We start from the raw sequence: 23,470 nt of genomic DNA on the forward strand, positions 1-23,470 counted from the left end.
GCCGCCACCTGACCTATCTACAAATCCTAGGTGTCGAGGCAAGGTCGTAGGGGACTGATGGGGCGGATCACTCTGCGGAAATGGGAAAGTCGAAACGCTCCTTGGCGAACGGTTCGTTTGTCAGCGTGAAGTGCCACCATTCGCGCGCATAGTTCTTGAAACCGCCGGCACGCATGACATCGACGAGCGACTTGCGGTTTGCCGCTGCTACGTCGCCGAGCGGGCGGTGTGCTGTTTCGCTGATCGGGTCGAAACAGTCGAAGCCGGTGCCGAAATCGAGCGTGGCGGCATCGATAGCGCCGCAGGCCGGTTTCGGCGCAGCCGTGCTGCCGACCGGCGCGATGGCGACATCGACTGTCGAGCCGCGGGAATGGGTTGACAGTTCGCCGACATAGCCTTTGGCGATGAGGTCGCCGCGCTTGACCTTCGGATACCATTGCGGATCGGGCGGGCCACCTTCACGCGTCCATTCGCCCATGTCGGTCACCGCACGGGCAGGGCGGTAGCAGTCGAACACGACCAGCGTCAGGCCCTTCACGGCGATCGACTTCTGGACACTGGCGAGAGCTTGCGCCGCCTGCAAGGTGAGAATGCAGACCGGCGCGTCATAGCCGCTCACCTTGCGGTGCAGGAAATCATCAGATCCGGCGTAGCGGATGTCCTGACGGATCGAGGGGTCGATATCGGTGAGGCGAACGAAGCCGGCGGGGAGGGGGTTGGCATGCGCGGGCAGAACGAAAGCCGCAACAGCCAGCGCGCAAAAGCCAATGCGTTGAATCGCCTGGCGCATTCTATTCAAGGAAGGCTTTCATTCAACAAACACTTTCACGCTCGCCGCCCGCCCGGCCGCGTCGATCACGGTCAGCGTCGAGTAGCCTGCGCCGTCGGGCAGCCAGGTCGCGGTGCGGCGGCGGTCGATACCAGCGAGCGGCTTGCCATTGGCCAGCCAGCGGAACGGCGCGCGGCCGCCTTGCAGTTTGAGCACCAGCGGCGAGGCATCGGCCGAATTCGTGGCGAGGTCGACGCGGGCGCCGTCCGGCGGGAAGATGATGGTTGGGGCGGGTTCGGTCGGTGTGGCCTGCACCAGGCCGTCGGCGCCGGCGCCGAAGCGAGCGAGCGTCACCGGCAGGTCTTCGCGCTTGGGGGTGAAGGCGCCGGGCGGCTTGCCCGGCAGCGGCACGGTGGCAAGGCCGGAGCGGACAAAGCCTTCGAACAGGATGGGGGCGGCCGAGACATAGCCGGAAAGGCCCGGCACCGCGCCGGCATCGGGGCGGCCGACCCAGACGCCCAGCACATAGCGGCCGTCGAAACCGACCGACCAGGCGTCGCGGTAGCCGTAGGAGGTGCCGGTCTTGTAGGCGATGCCGCGCTGCAAGGCGCCTTCCGGCGGTTTGACCCCCGACAAGATGTCGATGATCTGCCAGTTCGCCTGGTCGTTGAGAATGGTGGCGGTGGTGCGTTCGGCATTGGCCGGCTCGGTGCCGTCATGCAACGTGTGCGTCTTGCCGCCATTGGCGAGCCCCGTATAGAGCTGGACCAGGTCGCGCAGCGTGACGCCAACGCCGCCGAGGCCGATGGCCAGGCCCGGTGCTTCGTTGACCGGCAGGATCGGGTTGACGCCGGCTTGGCGGAAGCGCGCCGTCAGCCGCGCCGGTCCGACCGCGTCGAGCACGCGGATCGCGGGCACGTTGAGCGACAGCTGCAGCGCCTGGCGGATGCTGACATCACCCTGGTAACCCATGTCGAAATTCTTGGGCCTGTAGCCGCCGAAATCGACCGGGCTGTCCTCGATCAGCGTTTCCTGCGCCACCAGCCCCTGTTCGAAGGCGAGGCCATAGATGAACGGCTTCAGCGTCGATCCGGGCGAGCGCACGATCTTGGTCATGTCGATCCAGCCGGAACGGCTGGCATCGAAGAAATTAGCGGAGCCGACTTCGCCCAAAATGTCGCCGGTGCGGGAATCGGCCAGCACCATGGCGACGGACAGACGCGGTCCAAGCTTGGTGGCGGCGTCGCGCGCCACCTGTTCCAGCCCTTGCTGGACACTTTTGCGGATTGTCAGCTTGAGCGGCTGGCCGGGAACGGCCCTGGGCAGCATCGCATAGGCGGCATGCGCGGCGAGTGCCGGCAAGGTGCGGCGCAGGCCCGACACGTCGTCAAGTGCCGCGCGCGCGGCCTCGCGTTCGCCGATCATGCCTGATGAGACCATGCGGGTCAGCACCCGGTCGCGGGCGGCATGCGCGATCTCCAGGTTGCGGTCGGGGCGGCGCTTTTCCGGCAATTGGGGCAGGGCGACGAGCAAGGCGGCTTCCGAGACGGTGAGCCGCTTTGGCTCCTTGCCGAAATAGGCGAGCGAGGCGGCCCGCACCCCTTCGAGATTGCCGCCATAGGGCGCCAGCGTCAGGTAGCGTTCGAGGATCTCGCGCTTCGACAGCCGCCGCTCGATCTGGATGGCGCGCAGCATCTGCTTGATCTTGGAGCCGAGGCTGCGGCTTTCGCGCGGCTCGATCAGGCGTGCGAGCTGCATCGACAGGGTCGAGCCGCCGGAGACGATGTGGCCGCTGGCGATGAGCTGGCCGGCGGCGCGGCCAAGCGCCAGCACGTCGATACCCTCATGGTCCCAGAAACGCTTGTCTTCGTAGGTGACCAGCATGTCGACGAACTGCTTGTCGACCTGGTCGAGATGGGTCTCGAGCCGCCAGTAGCCGTCCGGCGTGGCGAAGGCACGCAGCAACTGGCCGTCGCGGTCCTGGACTTCGGTGGAGACTGTCAAAGTCGCCGGCAGCGGCGGCGGGAAGGCGCGGTCGAGCTCCCAGAGGGAGGCCGCGAAAACTGCGAGGATGCCGGCGCAGGAGCCTAGCGTTATGGCTGCCCGGCGAAAGAATTTTCTGGAGAGCATGGCGCCGCCCCTCATCCGCCTGTCGGCACCTTCTCCCCGTCCTTGGACGGGGAGAAGGAAGCTGTCATGAGCGCAATCGCCATTTGCATGATCGCCACCATCGGCGCCTTAAGGTGCCTTGATCTCCATCACGCCGGTGGCGGTGCGGGCCGAATATTGCGGCCGGTACATGTCTTCCACCGTTGCCGCCGGGTGCGCATAGGTGCCAGGCGTCACGGCGCGCACGACATAGGCAAGCGTCAGATTGTGATCGTGATCGCCATCGGCCGGATTGAATGCCGCGACGAAACGGTCGTCGCGGAATTCGAGGTGCGCGGCATCGGTCTGTGCCAGCCAGGAGAAATTCGTCAATTGGGCGCTGGAGACCAGGCCCGGATTGTCGATCTCGAAGCCGGCTGGCAACAGGTCGGTGACCAGCAGGCGCGAGGGCCAGCTGTTCTGTTCCGTGACCTTGAGCACGACGACATAGCGTTCGTTCTGGGTTGCCTCCGTCACATTGGCTTCGGTGCCATCGAGCTTGTAGTAGGTGCGGTCGATGGTGAAGCCGTCACCGCCAGCCGGCAAGGGCTGGATCGGCGACGCCACAGTGGTGACGACGGCCTGCAGCGGGGTCTTGCCGGTGTTGGCGATTTCGAGCGGGCTGTCGACCAGCTCGGAGCCGTTGACCTGGTTGGAATAGCCGCCCGAATGCGGCGCGCCATTGACCGTCAGCGTGATCGAGTCGTTGCCTTCCCTCAGCGCGCGGGCCGCCAGCAGCATCCAGGAATCGTCCTGGGTGCTGGTCCAGCGGACTTCGGCGCGTTCCCTGGTAACCAGCTTGATCAATTCGGGCACGATCGTCGATACCGGCTTCGATTCCGCCGCCAGTGACAGCATTGCCGCGCCGTCACGCAGCGGCGAGCCATAGTCGGAGCGGTAGTAGTCATAGTCGGTCTGCGACTTGGCGAGCTGCAGCGCGGTCTTGAACGTGGCTTCCGAGCGCTGGGTGTCGCCATAGAGCGCAAGGCTCGCCGCCAGCTGGGCAACGGCCATCGGGCTCGAGAAGGCTTCGAGCTGGGTGTCTGCATAGTAGCGCAGATCGCCGATCGAGGCCTTCTTGTTGCGAGCCAGAACATAGAGGGCGTAGGCGATCTCGCTGCCGCGGTCCTGGACGCTCTGGTCGTAGCCTAGCGAGTTCTGCAGATTGCTCAGCGCCTGGTTCATGGCGAGAGCCGGCACATCGTATTTCTGCTCGCGCGCCCTGGTCAGGAATTCGCTGACATAGGCGTCGAGCCACAGATCGCCCGAACCCGGGCCCCACAGGCCAAAGCTACCGGACGAAGACTGGTAGCTCAGCACCTTGTAGATGGCATCCTGGATGCGGCCGTGCAGGTCGGGGTCGCTTTCCATGCCGATGCCGGAAGCCATGTCATTGACATAGAGGAGCGGCATGGCGCGGCTGGTGGTCTGCTCGGCGCAACCATAGGGGTAGCGGTCGAGCGTCATCAGCAATGACGGCACGTCGAAGGCCGCGGCCTGCGAAACGCCGACACTGACGGAAGCGCCTTCAAGCAGACTTGCCGCCAGGAGTTCCTTGTCGACGCGCAATGCGCCGCCATTGCCCTTGAGGTCGACCACAAGGCGCGTGGTGACCGGCAATTGCGCCGGGCGCACCGGCACGTAGAGTGTCTGTTCGACCTTGGTGCCGTCGGCGTGCGCCAGCTTTATGGTGAGCGAGGCATTGCCCGCCGTCTTTGCGATCAACGGCACGGTCAGTGTCTGGCGCTTGCCCTGGGCGAGTGTCAGCTTCTGGGGCAGGGGCTTGTCGCCGGTCGACAGGTCACCCGTCGTGTCGATCGAGAAGGTATAGTCGCCGGCAGGGCCGTCGGTGTCGGCCACGTCGAGCCGCATCACGGCGTTGTCGCCAGGTGCCAGGAAGCGTGGCAGGCCGGCGGTGATGACGACCGGATCGCGCACGATCACATCCGACTGGGCATGGCCGACCGCTTCCTTGGTCCAGGCGACGGCCATGACGCGCACGGTGCCGTTGAACTGCGGGATGTCGAAGTCGACCCGCGCCTTGCCGTCAGCGTCGAGCTGGACCGGGCCGGAGAAGAAGGCGACCAGCTTTTCGGTGGGCGGGCTTCCTTGCGTCTGCATGTTGGCGCCGTCACCGCCGGTCCTGAGCTTGCCGGTGGTGCCCAGCGAGTCGTCGATCAGGCGGCCATAGATGTCGCGGATCTCCATGCCCAGCATGCGCTGGCCGAAGAACCAGTTCTCCGGATCCGGTGCCTTGTAGTTGGTCAGGTTGAGGATGCCGACATCGACCGCGGCGACCATGACGTAGGCGTTGGTGCCCGGCTGCACGCCGGCCACGGAAACCGGGATCGACAGCTGCTGGCGCGGCATCGTCTTGTCCGGCGGAGTCAAGGTGACGGCGAGCTTCTTCGAGCCCGGATCGACCGTCAGCCATTTCACGCCGATGGCGCGGGCCGGCATGCGCGTTTCCTGCGCATCGCCCGGCCGGAACAGGGTTGCCGTGACATAGGCGCCGGCACCCCAGTCGTCACCGACCGGAATGTCGACGGTGCTGCCGCCGACCGGCACGGTTGCCGTGATGGTCTTCAGCAGCTTGTCGGAACCGATATTGATCAGAAGTTCGCCGGCAAAATGCGGCGAGATTTTCAGCTTGGCCACTTCGCCCGCGGCATAATTGTCCTTGTCGAGGGCGATCTCCAGGCCGTCAGGCGTTTCGGTGGTGGTCGAGGCGACATACCAACCGGCGTCGAATTCGTAGCTGGTGGCAGGCCCCTCGGGATCAGATGTCTCGACCTCGAGCCTATACTGGCCCCAATCGACCGGCACGGAGACGGTGGCGTCGCCATCGGCGCTGAGGTCGATCTGGCCGTTGGCGATCGACTTTGTGAGGTCAACCGCCTCGTAGTTCCAGGAGTTGTTGGAGCGGTACCACTGGTAATTGCGTTCGACCTTGACCAGCGACCACTGCGCGCCCTTCAGCGCTTCACGCTTGCCGGCCGGATCGACCGCGATCAGGCTGAACTTGGCCGTGCCGCCCTGCGGCACTTCGCCGTCGGCGAAGTCCGGACGGATGCCGATCATATGGCCTTGCGGGCGGATGCCGATGTTGAGCGAGCGCTCGATGGCGCGGCCACCGGTTTCGCGCATGCGCACCGTCACCTTGCCGTTGACCAGCTTGGTGGTCGAGGGCAACTGGTCGACGGAAATCGGGAAGGTCGCCTTGCCGTCATCGCCAACCACCGGCAGGTTGGTCAGCGGCGTGACCGTTGGCTGCGCCGACTGCTCGTCGGCGAGGCCGAAGGAAAAGTTGGGGAAGCGGTCCCAGTCGCGCGCCGTCGACAGCGTCAGCTCGCCTTCCAGTGCCAGGCCCGCTGCCGGCGCGCCATAGAGGAAGCGCCCGTCAATATTGATGTTGGCGGTTTCGCCCCGCTCGATTTCCTGCTTGTCGGCCTTCATGTCGAATTCGATGCGATCCGGTACGAAGTCCTCGACCAGGAACATCTGGGTGGCCACGGCGGGCTGCTTGGGATCGGTGTAGATCGACACCGACCAGGTGCCGCGCATGGCGTTGGCTTCGAGCGGCAGGTCGACGGCATAGCCGCCGGCCGAGACGCCGTCGCTGATTATGCGACGGTTCTCGACACCGTCCGGGCGCGAGAAGATGAAGGTCAGCGGGAGGTTTTCGACCGCCTTGGCCGCACCGTCGCGGGCAAGGGCCGCGACATGAACATCCTCGCCGGCACGGTAGATGCCGCGCTCGGTCCAGGCATAGACGTCGAGCGCGCCAGGTGCCGCGCGTCCGGTGACGCCACGGTCGGACAGGTCGAAGCCGGCCTTGGACATGTCGAGGAAGACGAAATCATTGTCGCCCTGCTTGGCCATCAGCACGGCCGGTACCATGCCGCCGTCACCGCGCGTCAGGCCGGGGTTGAAGACGGCGTGGCCGTCGGCATCCGAGGTCGCGGTGCCCAGAACCTCGTTGTTCCTGGCAACCAGCGTCAGTTCGGCGCCGGCGATCGGCTTGGCGCTGCCCAGCGAACGGGCAAAGACATTGAGCCCGTCCTGGCCGGTATAGGTCGACAGGCCGATGTCGGAGACGACGAACCACTGCGTGGCCATCTGACCGGAATCGTCACTCTTGTCGTTGACGGCCTTGGCGGTCAGCACATAGACGCCGGGCTTGCGCTGCGGCAGCGCCTGGTCGACCGGAAAGGAGGTGGTGACCTCCTTGTTGAGGTCGTTGACGATGTCGAGCTGGCCCTGCCAGACCGGCGCGCCCATCTGTTCGGTAATATTGGAGATGTCATAGCTGTCGAGCTGGTGCAGGAACTGGTAGCCCGACAGAAGCTGCGCCAGCGAACGGTCGCCGATGCGGTAGAGCTTCATCTCGGCGGCGTTCATGTTGACGGTGACGATCGGGATGCCACGGCGTGCGCCGGCCGGCAGCACGAAGCTGTCGCCGGTGAAACGGGCGGACGGCGCGCGGTCCTGCACGTAGATCGACAGCACCACCGGAGCAGCGGTCACTTCGCCGATTGCCGCCGGCAGGCCGGCGCGGAAGGTGACGTCGTAATGCTGGCCGTGTTCCAGTCCCTCGACGCAGATCTGCTTGTCCTTGGCCTCGACGCCCTTGGGCGGCGCATTGTCGACGGTGACGAACTGCGCATAGTCGACGCCGGTCTTGACCAGTTCCTCGGAGAATTGCGCGCAGATGCGCGGCGCGCTGGTGTCGGCATCGACGCTGTGGTCGATGACACGGAAACCCTTGCGGGCCTTCAAATCGGCATAGTCGGCCTGGACGGCCGGCGACGTCACCAGCGCAAGGCTCGCCTCATAGGCCTGAAGGGCGGGGCGGTAGAGGTCGCGCTTGTCGAGGCCGGCGCCGAGCAGGGCCAGCACGTCGGCGCGGGTCTTGGTGGTGCGCAGCAGCTTGTAGGCGTTGAAGGCAGCCGAGGTGCCGTTCATCGGCAAAGTCGATACTTCGGCAGTGCTGGCTGTGGGCTGCACGGCCAGCGTTTCGCGTGCCAGATTGAGCCAGAGCTGGCCATCGTCGGGCATCACCGAGACCGCGGCCTCGTATTTCTGCATGGCGGAGCGATGGTCGCCGGTCTGCACCGCCTGTTCGGCGGAGCCGATCAGGGCCGCCATGCCTTCGGTCGGCTTGTTGTAGGCCGGACCGAGCAGCGCGTTGCGGTATTGCTGGGCCTGATCGGCCATCCAGTTGGGGAAGAAGGCCAGTTCCGGCGGGGCGCCGATATCGGGATCGCCGTCAATGTTGACGATCTTGCCGGCGACCGCGCCGTTGAACGGCTTCAGCTGGTTGTAGTCGGATTTGAGGAAACACCATTTGGCCTTGGTGTTGTAGGTGAAGGCGCGGCAGGCCGGATCGCCAAGGCATGTCGTCTTGCACTGGTCGAGCGTGACATTCTGGTCGGATCTGAGATCAAAGCCGAAATAATCGGAATTGTCTGATGTTGCGATTCGCCGGGCCTCGGCCGCTTGCGCGACACTGTTCCAGGTTAAGACATTGGCCAAGGCGAAGAAAAGAAGGATAAGGATCGACAGACCACGAGCCGCGCGCATTGCCATAACACCCTCCAGACAACTGCAATCGTGCGGGCATGTTCAAGCTTCAGCCAAGCTTGTCAACGCGCGAACGAGGCAGGTTCCGCCTGCCAACGGTTTATTTCCCGGCCAAGGACCGGTATGCGAACAGTAACCTCCACGGGACAGGGGATCACGCTTTCTTGCGGAAACGCAGAAGGTGTGAATTCCAAGCCCGTCCTATTTCAGACAATTGGATTGTGGCTCCTTTACGAGCGCTTCAGAACTTCATTCCAATTTTAGTTTTGTAACCTAGGTTGTCTTAATGCCGGCGCATGAAAAGCAGATGTCAGGAAGGACCGCGCCAGGGCGCGCCCTTCCGCGCGCCCTGCTTTTGGCTGCGATCTGCTGGGCCGCGTTGGCCGCCGAATCACAGCCGGCGGCTGCCTTCTCGATCTTTGGTATCAAGCTGTGGGGCTCTTCCAGCGACGAGGACGCCGATATCGTCGATCCGCTGCGCTATGCCGTAACCATCACGGCGCCCGACGCCGACAAGGGTCTGATCAAGAAGCTCGAAAACGCCTCGGCCCTGAAAAGTGATGTGGATCGCCCGGTGTCCGGCTCGCTCGGGCTGATGGCCAAGGCGCGCAGCGACCGTGAACAACTCGTCGCGGCCCTTTACGCCGATGCCCGCTATGAAGGCGTAGTCACCATCACCATTGACGGCAAACCGATCGACGACTTGCCGCCGGACGCCGAATTCAAGGGTCCGCAGCCGATTCCGGTGGCGGTCACTATCGCCGCCGGCCCCAAATTCACCCTGGGCACCATCCGGCTGGAAGGCGATGCGGCAGGGCTGATGAGTGCCGATTACGGCCTGATATCAGGCGGCGACGCGGGGTCCGGCGCGGTGCTCAAGGCCGAGGCGCTGATCGTGCGGACGCTGAAGGAGCAGGGCAGGCCGCTGGCCAAGGTGACCGGCCGCCAGATCGTCGCCGACCATGCCACCTCGACGCTCGACGTGACGCTGACGGTCGCGGCCGGGCCGGTAGCCGGCTATGGCGCGACGACGGTAGAAGGCACCGAGAAGGTCGACCGCGACTTCACCGAATACATGACCGGGCTGAAGCGCGGCAAACAGTACTCGCCACAGGAGATCAGCGATGCGCGCGACAGGCTGCTGGCGCTCGAGGTCTTCAACAGCGTGACTTTCAAGGAAGCCGACAAGCTTGATGCCGACGGCAACATTCCGATCGGCGTCCAGGTCAGCGAGCGTAAGCCGCGCTATTTCGGCCTGGGCGGCACCTTCTCGAACACCGAGGGGCTTGGCCTGGAAGGCTATTGGGGGCACCGCAACCTGTTCGGTCACGCCGAAAAGCTGCGCATCGATGGCGCCATCAGCGGTATCGGCAGCAACAACCTGTCCGAGCTGAACTACAATGCCGGCATCATGTTCGAGAAGCCCGGCGTGATCGGGCCGGCGTCGAAGTTCTTTGCCAGCGTGAAGACCGTGCTGGAGCATCCGGACGCGTATGACCATTTCTCGGTCAAGGGCAGCACCGGCCTGTCCTATGAGCTCGACAAGAAGCAGACCGTCTCGGCCGAGGTCGCGCTCGACTACTCACGCATCCATGACGCCTTCGGCAAGCACAAATACCTGATCGCCAGCATTCCGCTGCAATATGTCTACGACAACCGCGACAACCGGCTGAACCCGACCAGCGGCTTCCGGGTGCTGGCCTATGCCGAGCCGAGCTACGACATATTGAGCGGTGCGGCCTTCCTAAAGGTGAAGGGCGAGGGATCGGCCTATCAGTCGCTGGATACGGCCTCGAAATTCGTTCTGGCCGAACGCGTTGCCGCCGGCTCGATCGTCGGCACCACCCTGCAGAACGTTCCGGCCGACCGGCGCTTCTATTCCGGCGGCGGCGGCTCGGTGCGCGGCTACGCCTATCAGGGCATCGGCCCCAAGGATTTCAACGGCCAGCCAATCGGCGGCCTGTCCTTCTTCGAGACCTCGGTGGAAATGCGCATCGCCATTACCGATACGATCGGCATCGTGCCGTTCGTCGATGCCGGCACGGTGTCGACCAAGTCGGTGCCCAATTTCTCCGACGTCAAGGTTGGTGCCGGCGTTGGGCTGCGCTACGTCACACCGTTCGGGCCGCTGCGCATCGACGCCGCCATTCCGCTCAACCGCGATCCCAGCGATCCGAATTTCGGCATCTATGCCGGCATCGGACAGGCATTCTGACGATGAAAACGGTCTGGCGCATCCTTCGCATTGTCCTGTACACGCTGCTGATCGTCGTCGCGGGCGCCATCGGCGCGTTGGTCGTGCTGACCAAGACCGAGCGCGGACGCGACAATCTCGCCGGCATCATTTCGCAGATGGCCTCCACCGACGACCGCAAGATCACCGTCAGCGGCATTGACGGCATCTGGTCGGGCGCGCTCAGCTTCGACCATGTCGTGCTGGAAGACCGCCAAGGCGCATGGCTGGTCGCGCGAAAGGTGGCCGTCGACTGGTCGCCGCTAGCGTTGCTGTCGAAAAGCTTCAGTGCCGACCGTATCGCGGCCGAGCGGATAGAGCTGGCACGCCTGCCGGTCGCCGGCCAACCACAGCCAACTCAGAGCGGCACAACGACGCTGCCTGTTTCCATCGATATCAAGCAGATCGACCTGCCGGAAATCGCGCTTGGCCAGCAACTGGCGGGCAGCGGCATCGCCGAGCTTGCCGCCAAGGGAATGCTCAAGGCCGATGCCGCGCCGCTGGCGGTCGAGACAGTGCTCAACGTCACCCGCCGTGACGGCAAGCAAGGCAATGTCGACGCCAAGATCCACTTTGCGCCTGATGACAACAGGCTCGATCTCGACCTCAAGGCGTCGGAACCGTCAGGCGGCATCATCGCCAACCTGCTCAAGCTGCCCGATGCGCCGCCGGTCGACATAGCCGTCTCAGGCACGGGGCCGATCGCCAACTGGAATGGCATCGCCACGTTCACGGTCGACGGCAAGATCGTCACCCAGCTGACCGGCCGCCACCAATCGACGGACAAGGGCAATCACGTTGAGGCCAAGGGCGATGGCGAGTTCGCGCCCTTCCTGCCGGACAATCTGAGGCCTTTGTTTGCCGGCAAGACCAGCTTCGATGTCGCGGGCACCGCGACATCGGCCGGCGGCATCAGCGTTGACCGCGCCAACATCGAAAGCGATGCGATCCATGGCACCGCAACCGGCATCGCCGACCCTGCCGGCGCCAGTGATCTCTCGATTGAAATTGCCGCCAAGGGTGCGCCTGTTCCGATCACCGTGGGCAGCGCGGCACAGCCGATTACGGTGGTCGTCAGGAATGTCACCGCCCGCGCCTTTGGCGACGGCAGGGCGCCGATCATCGACATCGGCGCCTCGCTGGTTTCGGTGGTGGCTGGCGGCACGCAACTGAACGACCTTTCGACGCAGATCCATTCGGACGGCTTCGATATCCAGAACCGCGCCGGGCCGTTCGCCGTCAAGCTGACGGCAGGCGGGCTGAAGACCGACGTGGCGACACTGGCGCCGCTGATCACCGGCAAGGTCGATGTCGACCTCGGGGGATCGCTGAGCAAGGACGCCATCACCATCGACCAGGGCACGTTGCGCTCCGATGCGCTCAATGCCTCGCTGACCATGACGGTGGCGCTTGCGGATCTGTCGATGCAGCTCAAGATGAATGCCGATGCCGTGTCCACCGCCTTGCCGCCGCAGATCAGCTCGGTGCTGGGCGAGCGGGTGAAATTCTCGGCCGCCGCGACGCGCGATCCGCAGGGGTCGTTTGCCGCCAATTCGATCTCCTTCACCTCCGGCTCGCTCAGCGCCAGCGGCACTGCCAGCGCGCAAGGGAACGACATCCAGGCCGACATCAAGGGCACGCTGGGCGATGTTTCGGTGCTGTCTCCGATGGTCGGCGTGCCGGTTGCCGGTGGCGTCGATTTCGCGCTCTCGGCGAGCGGCGCCAGGTCGGCACCGGATTTCACTGTTACCGCCGACAGCGACAGCCTGACGGCCTCGGGTCGCACGGTGAAGGCGATCAAGCTGACGGCGAGCGGCAAGGCCGACATAGCAAGCCCTTCGGCCAACGTGTCGCTGACCGGCACCGCCAACGATCAGCCGCTGAACATCAAGGCGGCACTGGTGACGAGCGAGGGCAAGCGCTCGATCAACGGCTTCCTTGTCTCGCTTGGTGACAACAAGGTTTCAGGCGACCTGGCGCTGGATGACAAGTTCATGCCGCTCGGTACGCTGACGCTGGCAGCACCCGCTATCGACCAGCTGGCGGCACTCGCCGGCCAGGTGGTGACCGGCGACATCAACGGCACCATCAACTTTGCCAAGGAGGGCGACGCGCCCTCCGTTGCCATCGATGCCAAGAGCACATCGATCGCGCGCGGCGAGGTGACGGCCAAAACGATCGCGGTCAATGCGCTGATCGCCAACTATCTCAAGGCGCCCGCCATCGCTGGTTCAATCAAGGCCGACAGCGTCACTTCCGGCGCCACCGAAATCAGCAGCATCGGCGTCGACCTGAAGCGCGATGGCGACTGGACCAGTTTCACCGGCGGCGCCACCATAGCGGGCATCCCGGCGACAGCGGCCGGCCGGGTGAAGATCGCCCAGGGCACCACCAGCGTCGAGATCGCCTCGGGCGAAGCCACGGTTCGCGGCATCAAGGCGGCAATCGCCGAACCCTCTGCCCTGACCATCGCCAATGGCACGACCAGCATCGAGAAGCTGGCTTTGGATGTCGGTGGCGGCGCGGTGACGCTGTCGGGCACATCAGGCCAGACGCTTGATCTCGCTGCACAATTCTCCGCGCTCCCTGCGGCCATTGCCAATGATTTTGCGCCCGGCCTCGATGCCGTGGGTACGCTCGGTGGCACCGCTCAAGTGACGGGAACGCCGGCCGTTCCCGAGGTTCGCTTCAACGCGCAACTGACCGGCGCCGAAACCAGCCAGACCCGCCAGGCCGGGCTCGGACCGCTCGCTATAGATGCGGCCGGCACCTACACCTTGGCCGACGGCGTCGCCCTCGACCATGCGACGCTGTCCGGCGACAAGATTTCCGGCAAGGCTACCGGCACCATCAATCCGAACGGCGCCAGCGATTTTGCGCTTGATCTCACCTCATCTGGGCCGAGCCTGCCGCTGACGTTCGGAAGCGCTGCGAGCCCGGTGAAGATCGAGATCCAGTCTCTATCGGCAAAGGTGGCGGGCGAGAGCACGCGGGCACGCCTGGATGTCTCCGCGATCCTGCCTTCGGTCACCACCAGCCCGGCTAAAGTGGACGGGCTCGTCCTGGCCTTGCATTCGGACGCGTTCGACCTGAAGAACCGCGCCGGACCGGTGTCCGGCACGGTGTCGGTGGACAAGGTCGGTCTCGACAATGCCGCGATCGCACCGCTGATCGCCGGAAAGGTGACGGCCGCGCTCAATGCCCGGCTGACATCAGATGCCGTCTCCATCGACAGCGGCTCGCTCAAAAGCGATGCGTTGAACAGCCAGGTCGCCGGCATGGTTTCGCTCAGCGACGGGACCATCGACCTCAAGCTGAGTGCGGATGCCCCATCATCGGCCTTGCCGGCGGGGGCCCGCGGCATGCTCGGCGAACGCGCGCAGATCAGCGGCACGCTGAAGCGTGATGCCAATGGCGGCATAAATGTCGAGGGGCTGAAGCTTGTCTCCGGCCCGCTGAGTGCACAGGGGCAGGCGAGCCTTGCTGACAACAAAGTGGCTGCCGACATCACCGGCGCTCTCGCCGACATCTCGCTGTTGTCGAAAGACGCCAAGGGCGCCATTTCTTTTGCGCTGACCGCTCAAGGGCCGGCCATCGCGCCTGATCTGTCGCTGACAGTCAACAGCGATCGGCTGCTGGTGGCGTCGCGCGAGATCACCGGCCTGAAGCTCGTCGCCACCGGCAAGGCGGATGCGGCCAACCCGGCGGCGAATGTGCAACTGACCGGCAATGTCGCGGGACAAGCCTTGCAAGGCAGCGCGGTGCTGGCAACAGCGGACGGGAAGAGCGCCATCAACGGCCTGCTCCTGTCGCTGGGCAAGAACCGGATCTCCGGCGATCTGGCGCTGGACGACAAATTCGTGCCGGAAGGCACCATCTCGCTCGACCTCCCCGATATCGGACCACTCGCCGCACTGGCGCTGGAAAAAGCCGAAGGCGATGTGCGCGGCACGATCGCCTTCTCGAAGAACGGCGCGGCACCGCAGGTCGCCGTCAAGGCGACGACCGCTTCGATCACGCGCGGCGATCTCCAGGCGAAGGCCGTTTCCATTGATGCGCTGATCGCGAACTATCTCGCTGCTCCAGTCATTTCCGGCAAGATTCGCGCTGATACTGTCATCTCGGGCGGCACTGTCATCAGCGGCATCGACGTCGATTTGAAGCGCGACGGCGATTGGACCGGCTTTTCCGGCGGCGCCACCGTCAAGGGCATCCCCGCCAGCGCGGCAGGCCGGGTGAAGGTGGCCAATGGCACCACCACCATCGAGCTCGCTTCCGGCCAGGCGACCGTCCAGGGCATCAAGGCGGCCATCGCCCAGGCTTCGACCGTCAGCATCGCCAATGGCACGACGACGCTTGACCGGCTGGTGCTCAACCTTGGCGGCGGCACCGCGACGGTGACTGGCAAGGTCGGGCAGGCGCTCGACATCAATGCGACGCTCGCGAAAGTGCCGATGTCGCTCGCCAACAGTTTCTCGCCGGGTCTCGACGCCGCCGGCTCGATTTCGGGCACGGTCAAGGTGTCCGGCGCACCGGCGAACCCCGCCGTTGCCTTCAACATCGATGCAGCCGGGGTGCAGACATCGCAGACCCGAGGTGCCGGTGTCGGCGCGGTGGGTATTTCTTCGTCGGGCACCTTTGCCGGCAACAAGCTGACCTTCAACGCCAATGTCAGCGACGGCGCCGGTCTCGGCCTCAAGGGCGGCGGCACGGTGACGACGGCGGGAACGCCGGCGCTGGTGCTCGACTTCAACGGCGCCGTACCGTTCGGCATCCTCAGCGAGAAGCTGGCCGCGCAGGGCCTGTCGCTGACCGGAACCGCCAACGTCAACGTTCAGGTGCGCGGTCCGGCGACCTCGCCCGTCATTGGCGGCACTGTGAGCGCGTCCGGCGCAAGGCTGCTGGATGCCAATTCGGGCCTTGCGGTCAACAACATCGCCCTCGATGTCGCGATCGGCAGCGGCGTCGCCAGGATCAACCGGCTGACGGGAACATTGTCGACGCGCGGCAGCCTGTCGGCCAGCGGCACGGTCGGCATCAGCCCGGCACAAGGTTTCCCGGCCGACCTGTCGATCAAGCTTACCGATGGCCGCTATACGGACGGGCGCGTGGTGACCGCCAATCTCGGCGGCGACCTGACGATCAAGGGGCCGCTCGTCTCCGCGCCGGTCATCGCCGGCACCGTCAATCTCGCCAAGACCGTGGTCACCGTTCCAGACAAATTGCCGGGCTCGCTCGCGGCGCTCGACGTCAAGCACAAGAACGCGCCGGGTGCGGTCAAGGCGCAGGACAAGGCGCTGCGCCCGGCGACGACGTCAGGCAAGAGCGGCGGCAGTGGCCTCGCGCTCGATGTCACCGTCAACGCGCCGAACCAGATCTTCATCCAAGGCAGGGGTGTCGATGCCGAACTCGGCGGCTCGCTCAAGCTGACCGGCCCGGCCTCGTCGCCGCAAGCGGTCGGCACCTTCACCCTGCAGCGCGGCCGGCTGTCGATCCTTGGCAAGCGGCTGACCTTCACCGAGGGTACGGTTGGTTTTTCCGGCTCGCTGGTGCCCTACCTCAACTTGACCGCGACAACGACGACGACCGGCGCCACCGTCACCATCGTGGTTTCGGGCGAGGCGACCAATCCGAAATTCACCTTCTCCTCGGTGCCGGCGCTGCCGGAGGACGAGGTGCTGGCGCAACTGATCTTCGGGCGGTCGATGTCGAACCTGTCGCCGCTGCAGATCGCGCAGCTCGCAGAAGCCGCCGCGCAACTGGCCGGCGTCGGAGGATCGACGTCACTGCTGGAGAACCTGCGCAGCGCGATCGGCGTCGACGATCTCGACGTGACCACGGACAGCCAGGGCGGCACGGCGGTCTCGGCCGGTAAGTACCTGAACGACCGCACTTATGTGACGATCCAGAAGGGCGACAAGCCGGGTTCGGGCAAGGCGACCATCGACCTCAATGTTGGGCGCGGCGTCAAGCTGCGCGGCGAGGCGACTGACGCCGGCGAAGCCAAGGGCGGCATCTTCTACGAGAAGGAATATTGACGCTTCAGGTCGGCTTTGGCCTCTTGACAGCGTGGGTTTGCGCTGTCCAGACCTGAGCAAATGTCTCAGTTTAATCGCCCAAGGAGATTTTGGCGGAATCTGGGCGCACTAGCAATTTTGCGTCAAGACTGTCGCTATCGCGCGTACCGCTCCCTTTTCAAAGTTGCACATTCGCTAACATGTTCCCAATTCATGCCGTCTTTGACATCATGGCCTGGATGCGGAATGTTAATCGGCGGAAAGCCAACAATGGGAGTTAGTCATGACAATATATAAGAGCGGTGGCGACAGCGTTCCGGATCACATCCTGGCCATGGCCGAAGAAGCCAAGGCAGGAACGGTGGATCGTCGCGAATTCCTGGCACTCGCCAGCATCTTTGGCGCTTCGACGGCGATGGCCTATGGCCTGCTCGGCCTCGCCGCTCCGACCCCGGCCAAGGCCGAGGACGTGCAGGGCAAGAAGGGCGGCGTGCTGAAGGTCGCCATGTCGGTCAAGGATCCCAAGGATCCGCGCACAGCCGACTGGTCGGAGATTTCCAACGCCGAACGTCAATCGCTCGAGCCGCTGGTGAAGTACACCCACCAGTACACGTTCGCGCCGTACCTCCTGGCGAGCTGGGACATCAACGACGACGCCACCGAGTACACGCTGCATGTGCGGCCAGGCGTCGAATGGAACAATGGCGACAAGTTCACCGCCGACGACGTGATTTACAATTTCACCCGCTGGGCCGACAAGAACGCGGCAGGCAATTCGATGCCTGGCCGCCTCGGCAGCCTCGTCGACGAGAAGACCAAGAAGTTGAGCGAAGGCTCGATCACCAAGGTCGACGACATGACGGTCAAGCTGAAGCTCACCAAGCCCGACATCGCGCTTATCGCCAACCTTACCGATTATCCGGCGCTGGTCGTGCACAAGACCTTCGACGAGAAGGGAGCAAACTTCAAGAACTGCCCGATCGGCACCGGTCCGTTCGAACTCGTGTCCTATGACGTTGGCCAGAAGGTTGTCTACAAGCGCCGCGAGACCGGCAAGTGGTGGCAGGGCGACGTCTTCCTTGATGGCGTCCAGTTCATCGATTACGGCACCGATCCGGCCGCGACTGTCTCGGCCTTCGAATCGGGCGAAGTGCAGACCAACCACGAAACGACCGCCGACTATGTGAAGATCATCGAAGGCGTCGGCGCGCCGGCTTCGGAAGTTGTGACCGCGGCCACAGTGGTTTCGCGCTTCAACATCAACGCCAAGCCTTATGGCGATCAGAAGGTGCGTCAGGCGATGTGCCTGGCGGTCGACAATTCGGTGGTGCTGCAGCTCGGCTACGGCAATGCCGGCACGCCGGCGGAAAACCACCATGTCGCGCCGATCCATCCGGAATATGTCGCTCTGCCGAAGATCCCCCGCGACATCGCCAAGGCCAAGCAGATGCTGACGGAAGCCGGCGTGATCGATTTCGAACACGAGCTGATCAGCAATGACGAAGACTACCACAAGAACACCACGGACGCGATCGCGGCCCAGCTGCGCGAAGCCGGCATCAAGGTGAAGCGCACCGTGCTGCCGAGCTCGACCTTCTGGAATGACTGGACGAAATATCCGTTCTCGGAAACCAACTGGAACATGCGTCCATTGGGCATCCAGGTCATCGCCATTGCGTACCGCTCGGGTGAAGCCTGGAACGAGACGGCCTACGCCAATCCGGACTTCGACAAGAAGGTCAACGAAGCCCTCGGGATCGCCGATGCGGAGAAGCGCAAGGTGGTGATGAAGGATGTCGAGCAGATCCTGCAGGATTCCGGCATCATCATCCAGCCTTACTGGCGCAAGCTCTACATCAACATCAAGCCCGAGGTGAAGAACCACTCGATGCACCCCACCTACGAGCACGATTTCGGCAAGGTCTGGCTCGATCAGGCGTGATCCACAGCTTGAAGAATATGAGGGGTGTGAGCCCCTCATATTCTCGGGATCGTCGCCGTTGCACGAGATGCAGCGGCGGCGTGACGTCGCAAGGTTTTCGAAACAGGGTTGACCATATCTGACCCCAACCCGACCGGCAGGGGGTACAATGTTCTCATTCATCATCAGACGCATCGGCACGATTGTGCTCACGATGCTGTGCCTGACGCTGGTCGTCTTCTTTCTCGTCAATCTAGAACCCAATCTGAAGAAGCTGGCGATCAGCCAGACCGAAATGCACACATCGGCCGAGCAGCTCGAAAGCTGGCTGGTCGACCACGGCTATCGGCAGAACTTCTTCCTGCGCTATGGCCAGTGGCTTGGCGTCCTGCCCGAGCAGCCGATCACCGATCCGGCGACCGGCAAGACGACGCAGCGTTTCTCCTTCTGCAACGATCCGACCGTGCCGACATTCTCCGGCGTTCTCGAGGGCGATTTCGGCTGTTCGACCAAGTTCAAGACCACGGTCGCGGCCAAGCTGTTTCCGGCGCTCGGCGCTACCGGCATCCTGATGTTGTGCGTGTTGGGGGTGATGGTACCGGTTTCGCTTTTGATCGGGATTCTCGCCGGCATGCGCGAGGGCTCGCGCACGGATCGCGTCCTGTCGGTGGCCTCGATCGCCTCGACGGCCACGCCTGAATATGTGTCGGGCGTCATCTTCACCGTCATATTTGCTTCGTGGCTAGGCTGGCTGAACGGGTCGGCCGCATCGGCCAGCCAAGGCATCACCTTCTACAATTTCACGCTGCCGGTGATCACGTTGGCCATCTACGGCATCGGCTACATCGCCCGTATGACACGCGCCTCGATGGTCGAGGTGATGACGCAGCAATATATCCGCACCGCGCGCTTGAAAGGCCTCTCCTTCAAGAGCGTGGTGGTCAAGCATGCGCTGCGCAACGCGCTGATCGCGCCGTTCACCGTCATCATGCTGCAGTTTCCCTGGCTGCTCACCGGCGTCGTCATCGTCGAGGTGATGTTCCGCTACCAAGGGTTCGGCTACACGCTGGTCGAAGCCGCCGGCAACAACGACATCGATCTCTTGCTCGGCTGTTCGCTGGTCTCGGTGTTCATCGTCCTGATCACGCAGCTCATTTCCGATGTCGGCTACGCGTTCCTCAATCCACGCATTCGTGTTCAGTAGGGGAGAAGGCGCATGCAAGCTCAATATATCGGCGCCTCCACCATCATCCTCGAAGTGCTCTGGCGCTTCTGGCCGGTCTGGGTCGCGCTCGCCATCGTCATGGGCGCGAGCTTCCTCTACAAGAAGAAGCTGGCGCTCTACGGCCAGCTGTTCGACAGCGGCGTCGGCATAGCGGGTGTCTTCATCTGCCTGTTCTGGCTGTTCACGGCGATCTTTGCCTCGACCATCTCGCCCTTCGATCCGCTCGGCCAGATCCCGATCATGAAAGACACGCTGCCCGGCGCCATCGAACCGCAATCGGGGCTCGTTTACCTCTTCGGCGGCGACAAGCTGGCACGCGACGTCTTTTCGCGCATGGTCTATGGCAGCCAGATCGTGCTGATCATTGCACCGGCGGCGACCGGCTTCGCGCTGATGGTGGGCATCACGCTCGGCCTGCCGGCGGGCTATTACGGCGGCAAGATCGATTCCATCCTGTCGTTCCTGGCCAACCTCGTGCTGGCCTTCCCGGTGATCCTGCTGTTCTACCTGCTGGTGACGCCGGGGATCATGGACACGCCGATCCCCTATGCGCTGGCCGGCGTCTTTTTCCTGTTTCCGATCATCTTCTTTAGCGTGCTGTTCTGGACACGCTACAAGAACCGGCCCGACCGGATCTACATCCTGCTTGGCCTGACGCTGATCATTGGCGGCTGGATCTATCTCGGCCTGGTCTTCGACAGGGACCCGCTGCACATCGTGCACATCGACCCCAACCAGCTCAACATCTTCGTGGCGGTGGTGTTCGCCTCCAGCCCCGGCGTGTTCCGCATCGTGCGCGGCCTGGTGATGGACATCAAGACACGCGACTATGTGGCGGCGGCGCAGACGCGCGGTGAATCGCCCTGGTACATCATGCTGTGGGAAATCCTGCCCAATGCGCGCGGCCCGCTGATCGTCGATGCCTGCCTGCGCATCGGCTACACAACGATCCTGCTCGGCACGCTGGGTTATTTTGGCCTTGGCCTGGCGCCGGAAAGCCCCGACTGGGGCACCGCGATCAAGGATGCCAGCCGCTTGCTGCGCTCCTTCATCCACCCGGCGCTGCCGCCGACATTCGCGCTGATGTCGTTCGTGCTGGGACTGAACCTGCTGGCCAACTCGCTGCGTGAGCAATCGATGAAGGACTGATCGCCGGGCTCCGGCCCGCGTCTGGTAAATTTGGATTGGAGCGACCCATGAACGAGGCAGTTCGAAATCCCGCGGATCCCATCATCGAGATCGAAAACCTGTCGATCTCCTTCTTCACCCGCAAGGGCGAGATACCGGCGGTCATGGACTTTTCCTGCACGGTCATGCCGGGCGAGGCGATGGGCATTGTCGGTGAATCCGGCTGCGGCAAGTCGACTGTGTCGCTCGGCATCATGCGCGACCTCTCCAATATCGGAAAAATCGTCGGCGGCAAGATCAAGTTCCAGGGCAAGGACATGGGCGAACTCTCCGATGAGGAGCTGCGCGCCATCCGTGGCAACAAGATCGCCATGATCTACCAGGAGCCGATGGCCAGCCTCAATCCGGCGATGAAGATCGGCCAGCAGCTGATGGAAGTGCCGCTGATCCACGACAAGGTGTCGAAGGAAGAAGCCTATAAACGCGCGGTCGAAATGGTGCGCTCGGTCAAGCTGCCTGACCCCGAGCGCATGATGCGCTCCTATCCGCACCAGCTCTCCGGCGGCCAGCAGCAGCGCATCGTCATTGCCATGGCGCTGCTGTCGAAGCCGGCACTGCTTCTGCTTGACGAGCCGACGACGGCGCTCGACGTGACGGTGGAAGCGGGCATCGTCGAACTGGTCAAGGGGCTGGGCGAGAAGTTCGGCACCTCGATGATCTTCGTGTCGCACAATCTGGGCCTCATCCTCGAGACCTGCGACCGCATCACGGTGATGTATTCGGGCGAGGCGGTGGAGACCGGCAAGATCAAGGACGTGTTCGACCGGATGCGCCATCCCTACACGCAAGGCCTGTTCCGTTCGATCCCGCTGCCGGGCGCCGACAAGAATTCGCGGCCGCTGATTGCCATCCCCGGGCAATTGCCGCTGCCGCATGAGCGGCCCAAGGGCTGCAATTTCGGCCCGCGCTGCCACCATTTCGTCGAGGGCGTCTGCAACGCAGCCGAAATCCCGATGATCGAGGTCGCCGGCCATGACGGCCATTTCTCGCGCTGCGTGCGCTTCAACGAGATCGACTGGGAGGCGCTGCCGCCCGGCGCCAAGAAGGTCAATGAGCGCGTTGTGCCCGGCGCGCCGGTGCTCAAGATCGAGGACCTCAGGAAATACTACAAGGTCGGTGGCGGCGAGGTGTTCGGCTCAAGCGAAGGCCGCGTCGTCAAGGCCAACGAGACGATCTCGTTCATGGCGCGCGAATCCGAGACCGTCGCCATTGTCGGCGAATCCGGCTGCGGAAAGTCGACATTGGCCAAGGTGCTGCTCGGGCTGGAGACGGCGAGCTCGGGCAAGGTCACGCTGGGCAACAAGGAGATCCAGTCGACCGGCATCGAGAAGCGCAGCGTCGACACGGTGTCGTCGATCCAGATGGTGTTCCAGAACCCGTTCGATACGCTGAACCCCAGCCATTCGGTCGGTTCGCAGATCATCCGCACGCTGGAGAAGTTCAATGTCGGCAAGACGGTCGCCGACCGCCGCAAGCGTATGCTGGAACTGCTCGACCTGGTGAAGCTGCCGCGCGCCTTCGAGACGCGCAAGCCGCGCCAGCTATCGGGCGGCCAGAAGCAGCGCATCGGCGTGGCGCGCGCCTTTGCCGGCGATGCCAAGGTGGTTGTGGCCGACGAGCCGGTTTCCGCGCTCGACGTGTCGGTGCAGGCGGCGGTGACCGAGCTGTTGATGGACATCCAGCGCAAGAACAAGACGACGATGCTGTTCATCAGCCACGATCTGTCTGTCGTGCGCTACATCGCCGACCGCGTCGTCGTCATGTATCTCGGCTACATCGTCGAGCAAGGCACGACCGACCAGATCTTCGCGCCGCCCTATCACCCCTATACCGAAGCACTGCTGTCGGCGATCCCGATCGCCGACACCAGCGTGGTCAAGAAGCACATCGTGCTGGAGGGCGACATCCCGTCGGCGATGAACCCGCCATCCGGCTGTCCGTTCCAGACGCGCTGCGGCTACAAGAAGCTGGTGCCGGACAATCTGTGCGAGACCAAGGTGCCGCCGGTCAAGCATCTCGGCGATGGCCATATGAGCCTGTGCTGGCTGTCGGATGAGGTGCTTTCGACGATGGAGCCGGTGATCAAGTTCGACAAGGACCACGCCGCGCATGAGGGTTTACCGGAAGACGCGGCGCATGGCGAAGGTCCGGGACTCGTCGGAACGCCGCCCAATCGGCCGCATGGCAAGACGGCGAGTTCGGGGGCTGACCAAATCGGCGAGGCCACCGAGGAGAGCGAGGCCGTCATGCGAGCCCGTCGTCATGAAGTCCGCGACGATGTTTCGGAAACCGGGGTTTCAAAGCCGAAAGATACGACAAGGCGGCATTAGAGCAATTCCAGGAAAGGTGTGAAACGGCTTCCGTCCGGAATTGCGTCAAAACAATG

Annotated in this window: 9 protein-coding genes; 6 read left to right on the top strand and 3 right to left on the bottom strand. The window is 63.9% G+C overall.

Annotated features, from left to right (window positions below):
• Positions 1-67 precede the first annotated feature (67 nt).
• The 3 genes from ACZYHG_RS18470 to ACZYHG_RS18480 form a co-directional block, all read right to left on the bottom strand.
• On the bottom strand, positions 68-790 hold the full coding sequence (locus ACZYHG_RS18470) for a M15 family metallopeptidase (RefSeq protein WP_464614726.1): 723 nt from the start codon (positions 788-790) through the stop codon (positions 68-70).
• Positions 791-808: 18 nt separating this feature from the next.
• Positions 809-2,899 (bottom strand): penicillin-binding protein 1C, encoded by a 2,091-nt coding sequence (gene pbpC, locus ACZYHG_RS18475; protein WP_464609783.1) that lies wholly within the window; start codon positions 2,897-2,899, stop codon positions 809-811.
• Positions 2,900-3,007: 108 nt separating this feature from the next.
• Positions 3,008-8,506: an alpha-2-macroglobulin family protein gene (locus ACZYHG_RS18480; protein ID WP_464609784.1), complete on the bottom strand. Its 5,499-nt coding sequence runs from the start codon at positions 8,504-8,506 to the stop codon at positions 3,008-3,010.
• A gap of 280 nt (positions 8,507-8,786) precedes the next feature.
• On the opposite strand from ACZYHG_RS18480, the gene ACZYHG_RS18485 reads away from it, so the two are divergent.
• From ACZYHG_RS18485 to ACZYHG_RS18510, 6 genes are all read left to right on the top strand, one after another.
• On the top strand, positions 8,787-10,715 hold the full coding sequence (locus ACZYHG_RS18485) for an autotransporter assembly complex protein TamA (RefSeq protein WP_464609785.1): 1,929 nt from the start codon (positions 8,787-8,789) through the stop codon (positions 10,713-10,715).
• 2 nt (positions 10,716-10,717) lie between these two features.
• The gene (locus ACZYHG_RS18490) at positions 10,718-16,771 is read left to right on the top strand and encodes a translocation/assembly module TamB domain-containing protein (RefSeq protein ID WP_464609786.1); all 6,054 of its coding nucleotides are present in this window, start codon (positions 10,718-10,720) and stop codon (positions 16,769-16,771) included.
• A gap of 262 nt (positions 16,772-17,033) precedes the next feature.
• Complete coding sequence (locus tag ACZYHG_RS18495) at positions 17,034-18,692, top strand: ABC transporter substrate-binding protein (protein ID WP_464609787.1); 1,659 nt, start codon at positions 17,034-17,036, stop codon at positions 18,690-18,692.
• 148 nt (positions 18,693-18,840) lie between these two features.
• A complete protein-coding gene (locus ACZYHG_RS18500) occupies positions 18,841-19,875 on the top strand; it encodes an ABC transporter permease (RefSeq protein ID WP_464609788.1) in 1,035 nt (344 codons plus the stop codon).
• Positions 19,876-19,887: 12 nt separating this feature from the next.
• On the top strand, positions 19,888-21,045 hold the full coding sequence (locus ACZYHG_RS18505; protein ID WP_464609789.1) for an ABC transporter permease: 1,158 nt from the start codon (positions 19,888-19,890) through the stop codon (positions 21,043-21,045).
• A gap of 47 nt (positions 21,046-21,092) precedes the next feature.
• Positions 21,093-23,414: a dipeptide ABC transporter ATP-binding protein gene (locus ACZYHG_RS18510; RefSeq protein WP_464609790.1), complete on the top strand. Its 2,322-nt coding sequence runs from the start codon at positions 21,093-21,095 to the stop codon at positions 23,412-23,414.
• The last annotated feature ends 56 nt before the right edge of the window (positions 23,415-23,470 follow it).

The organism is Mesorhizobium subarcticum, assembly GCF_055456085.1.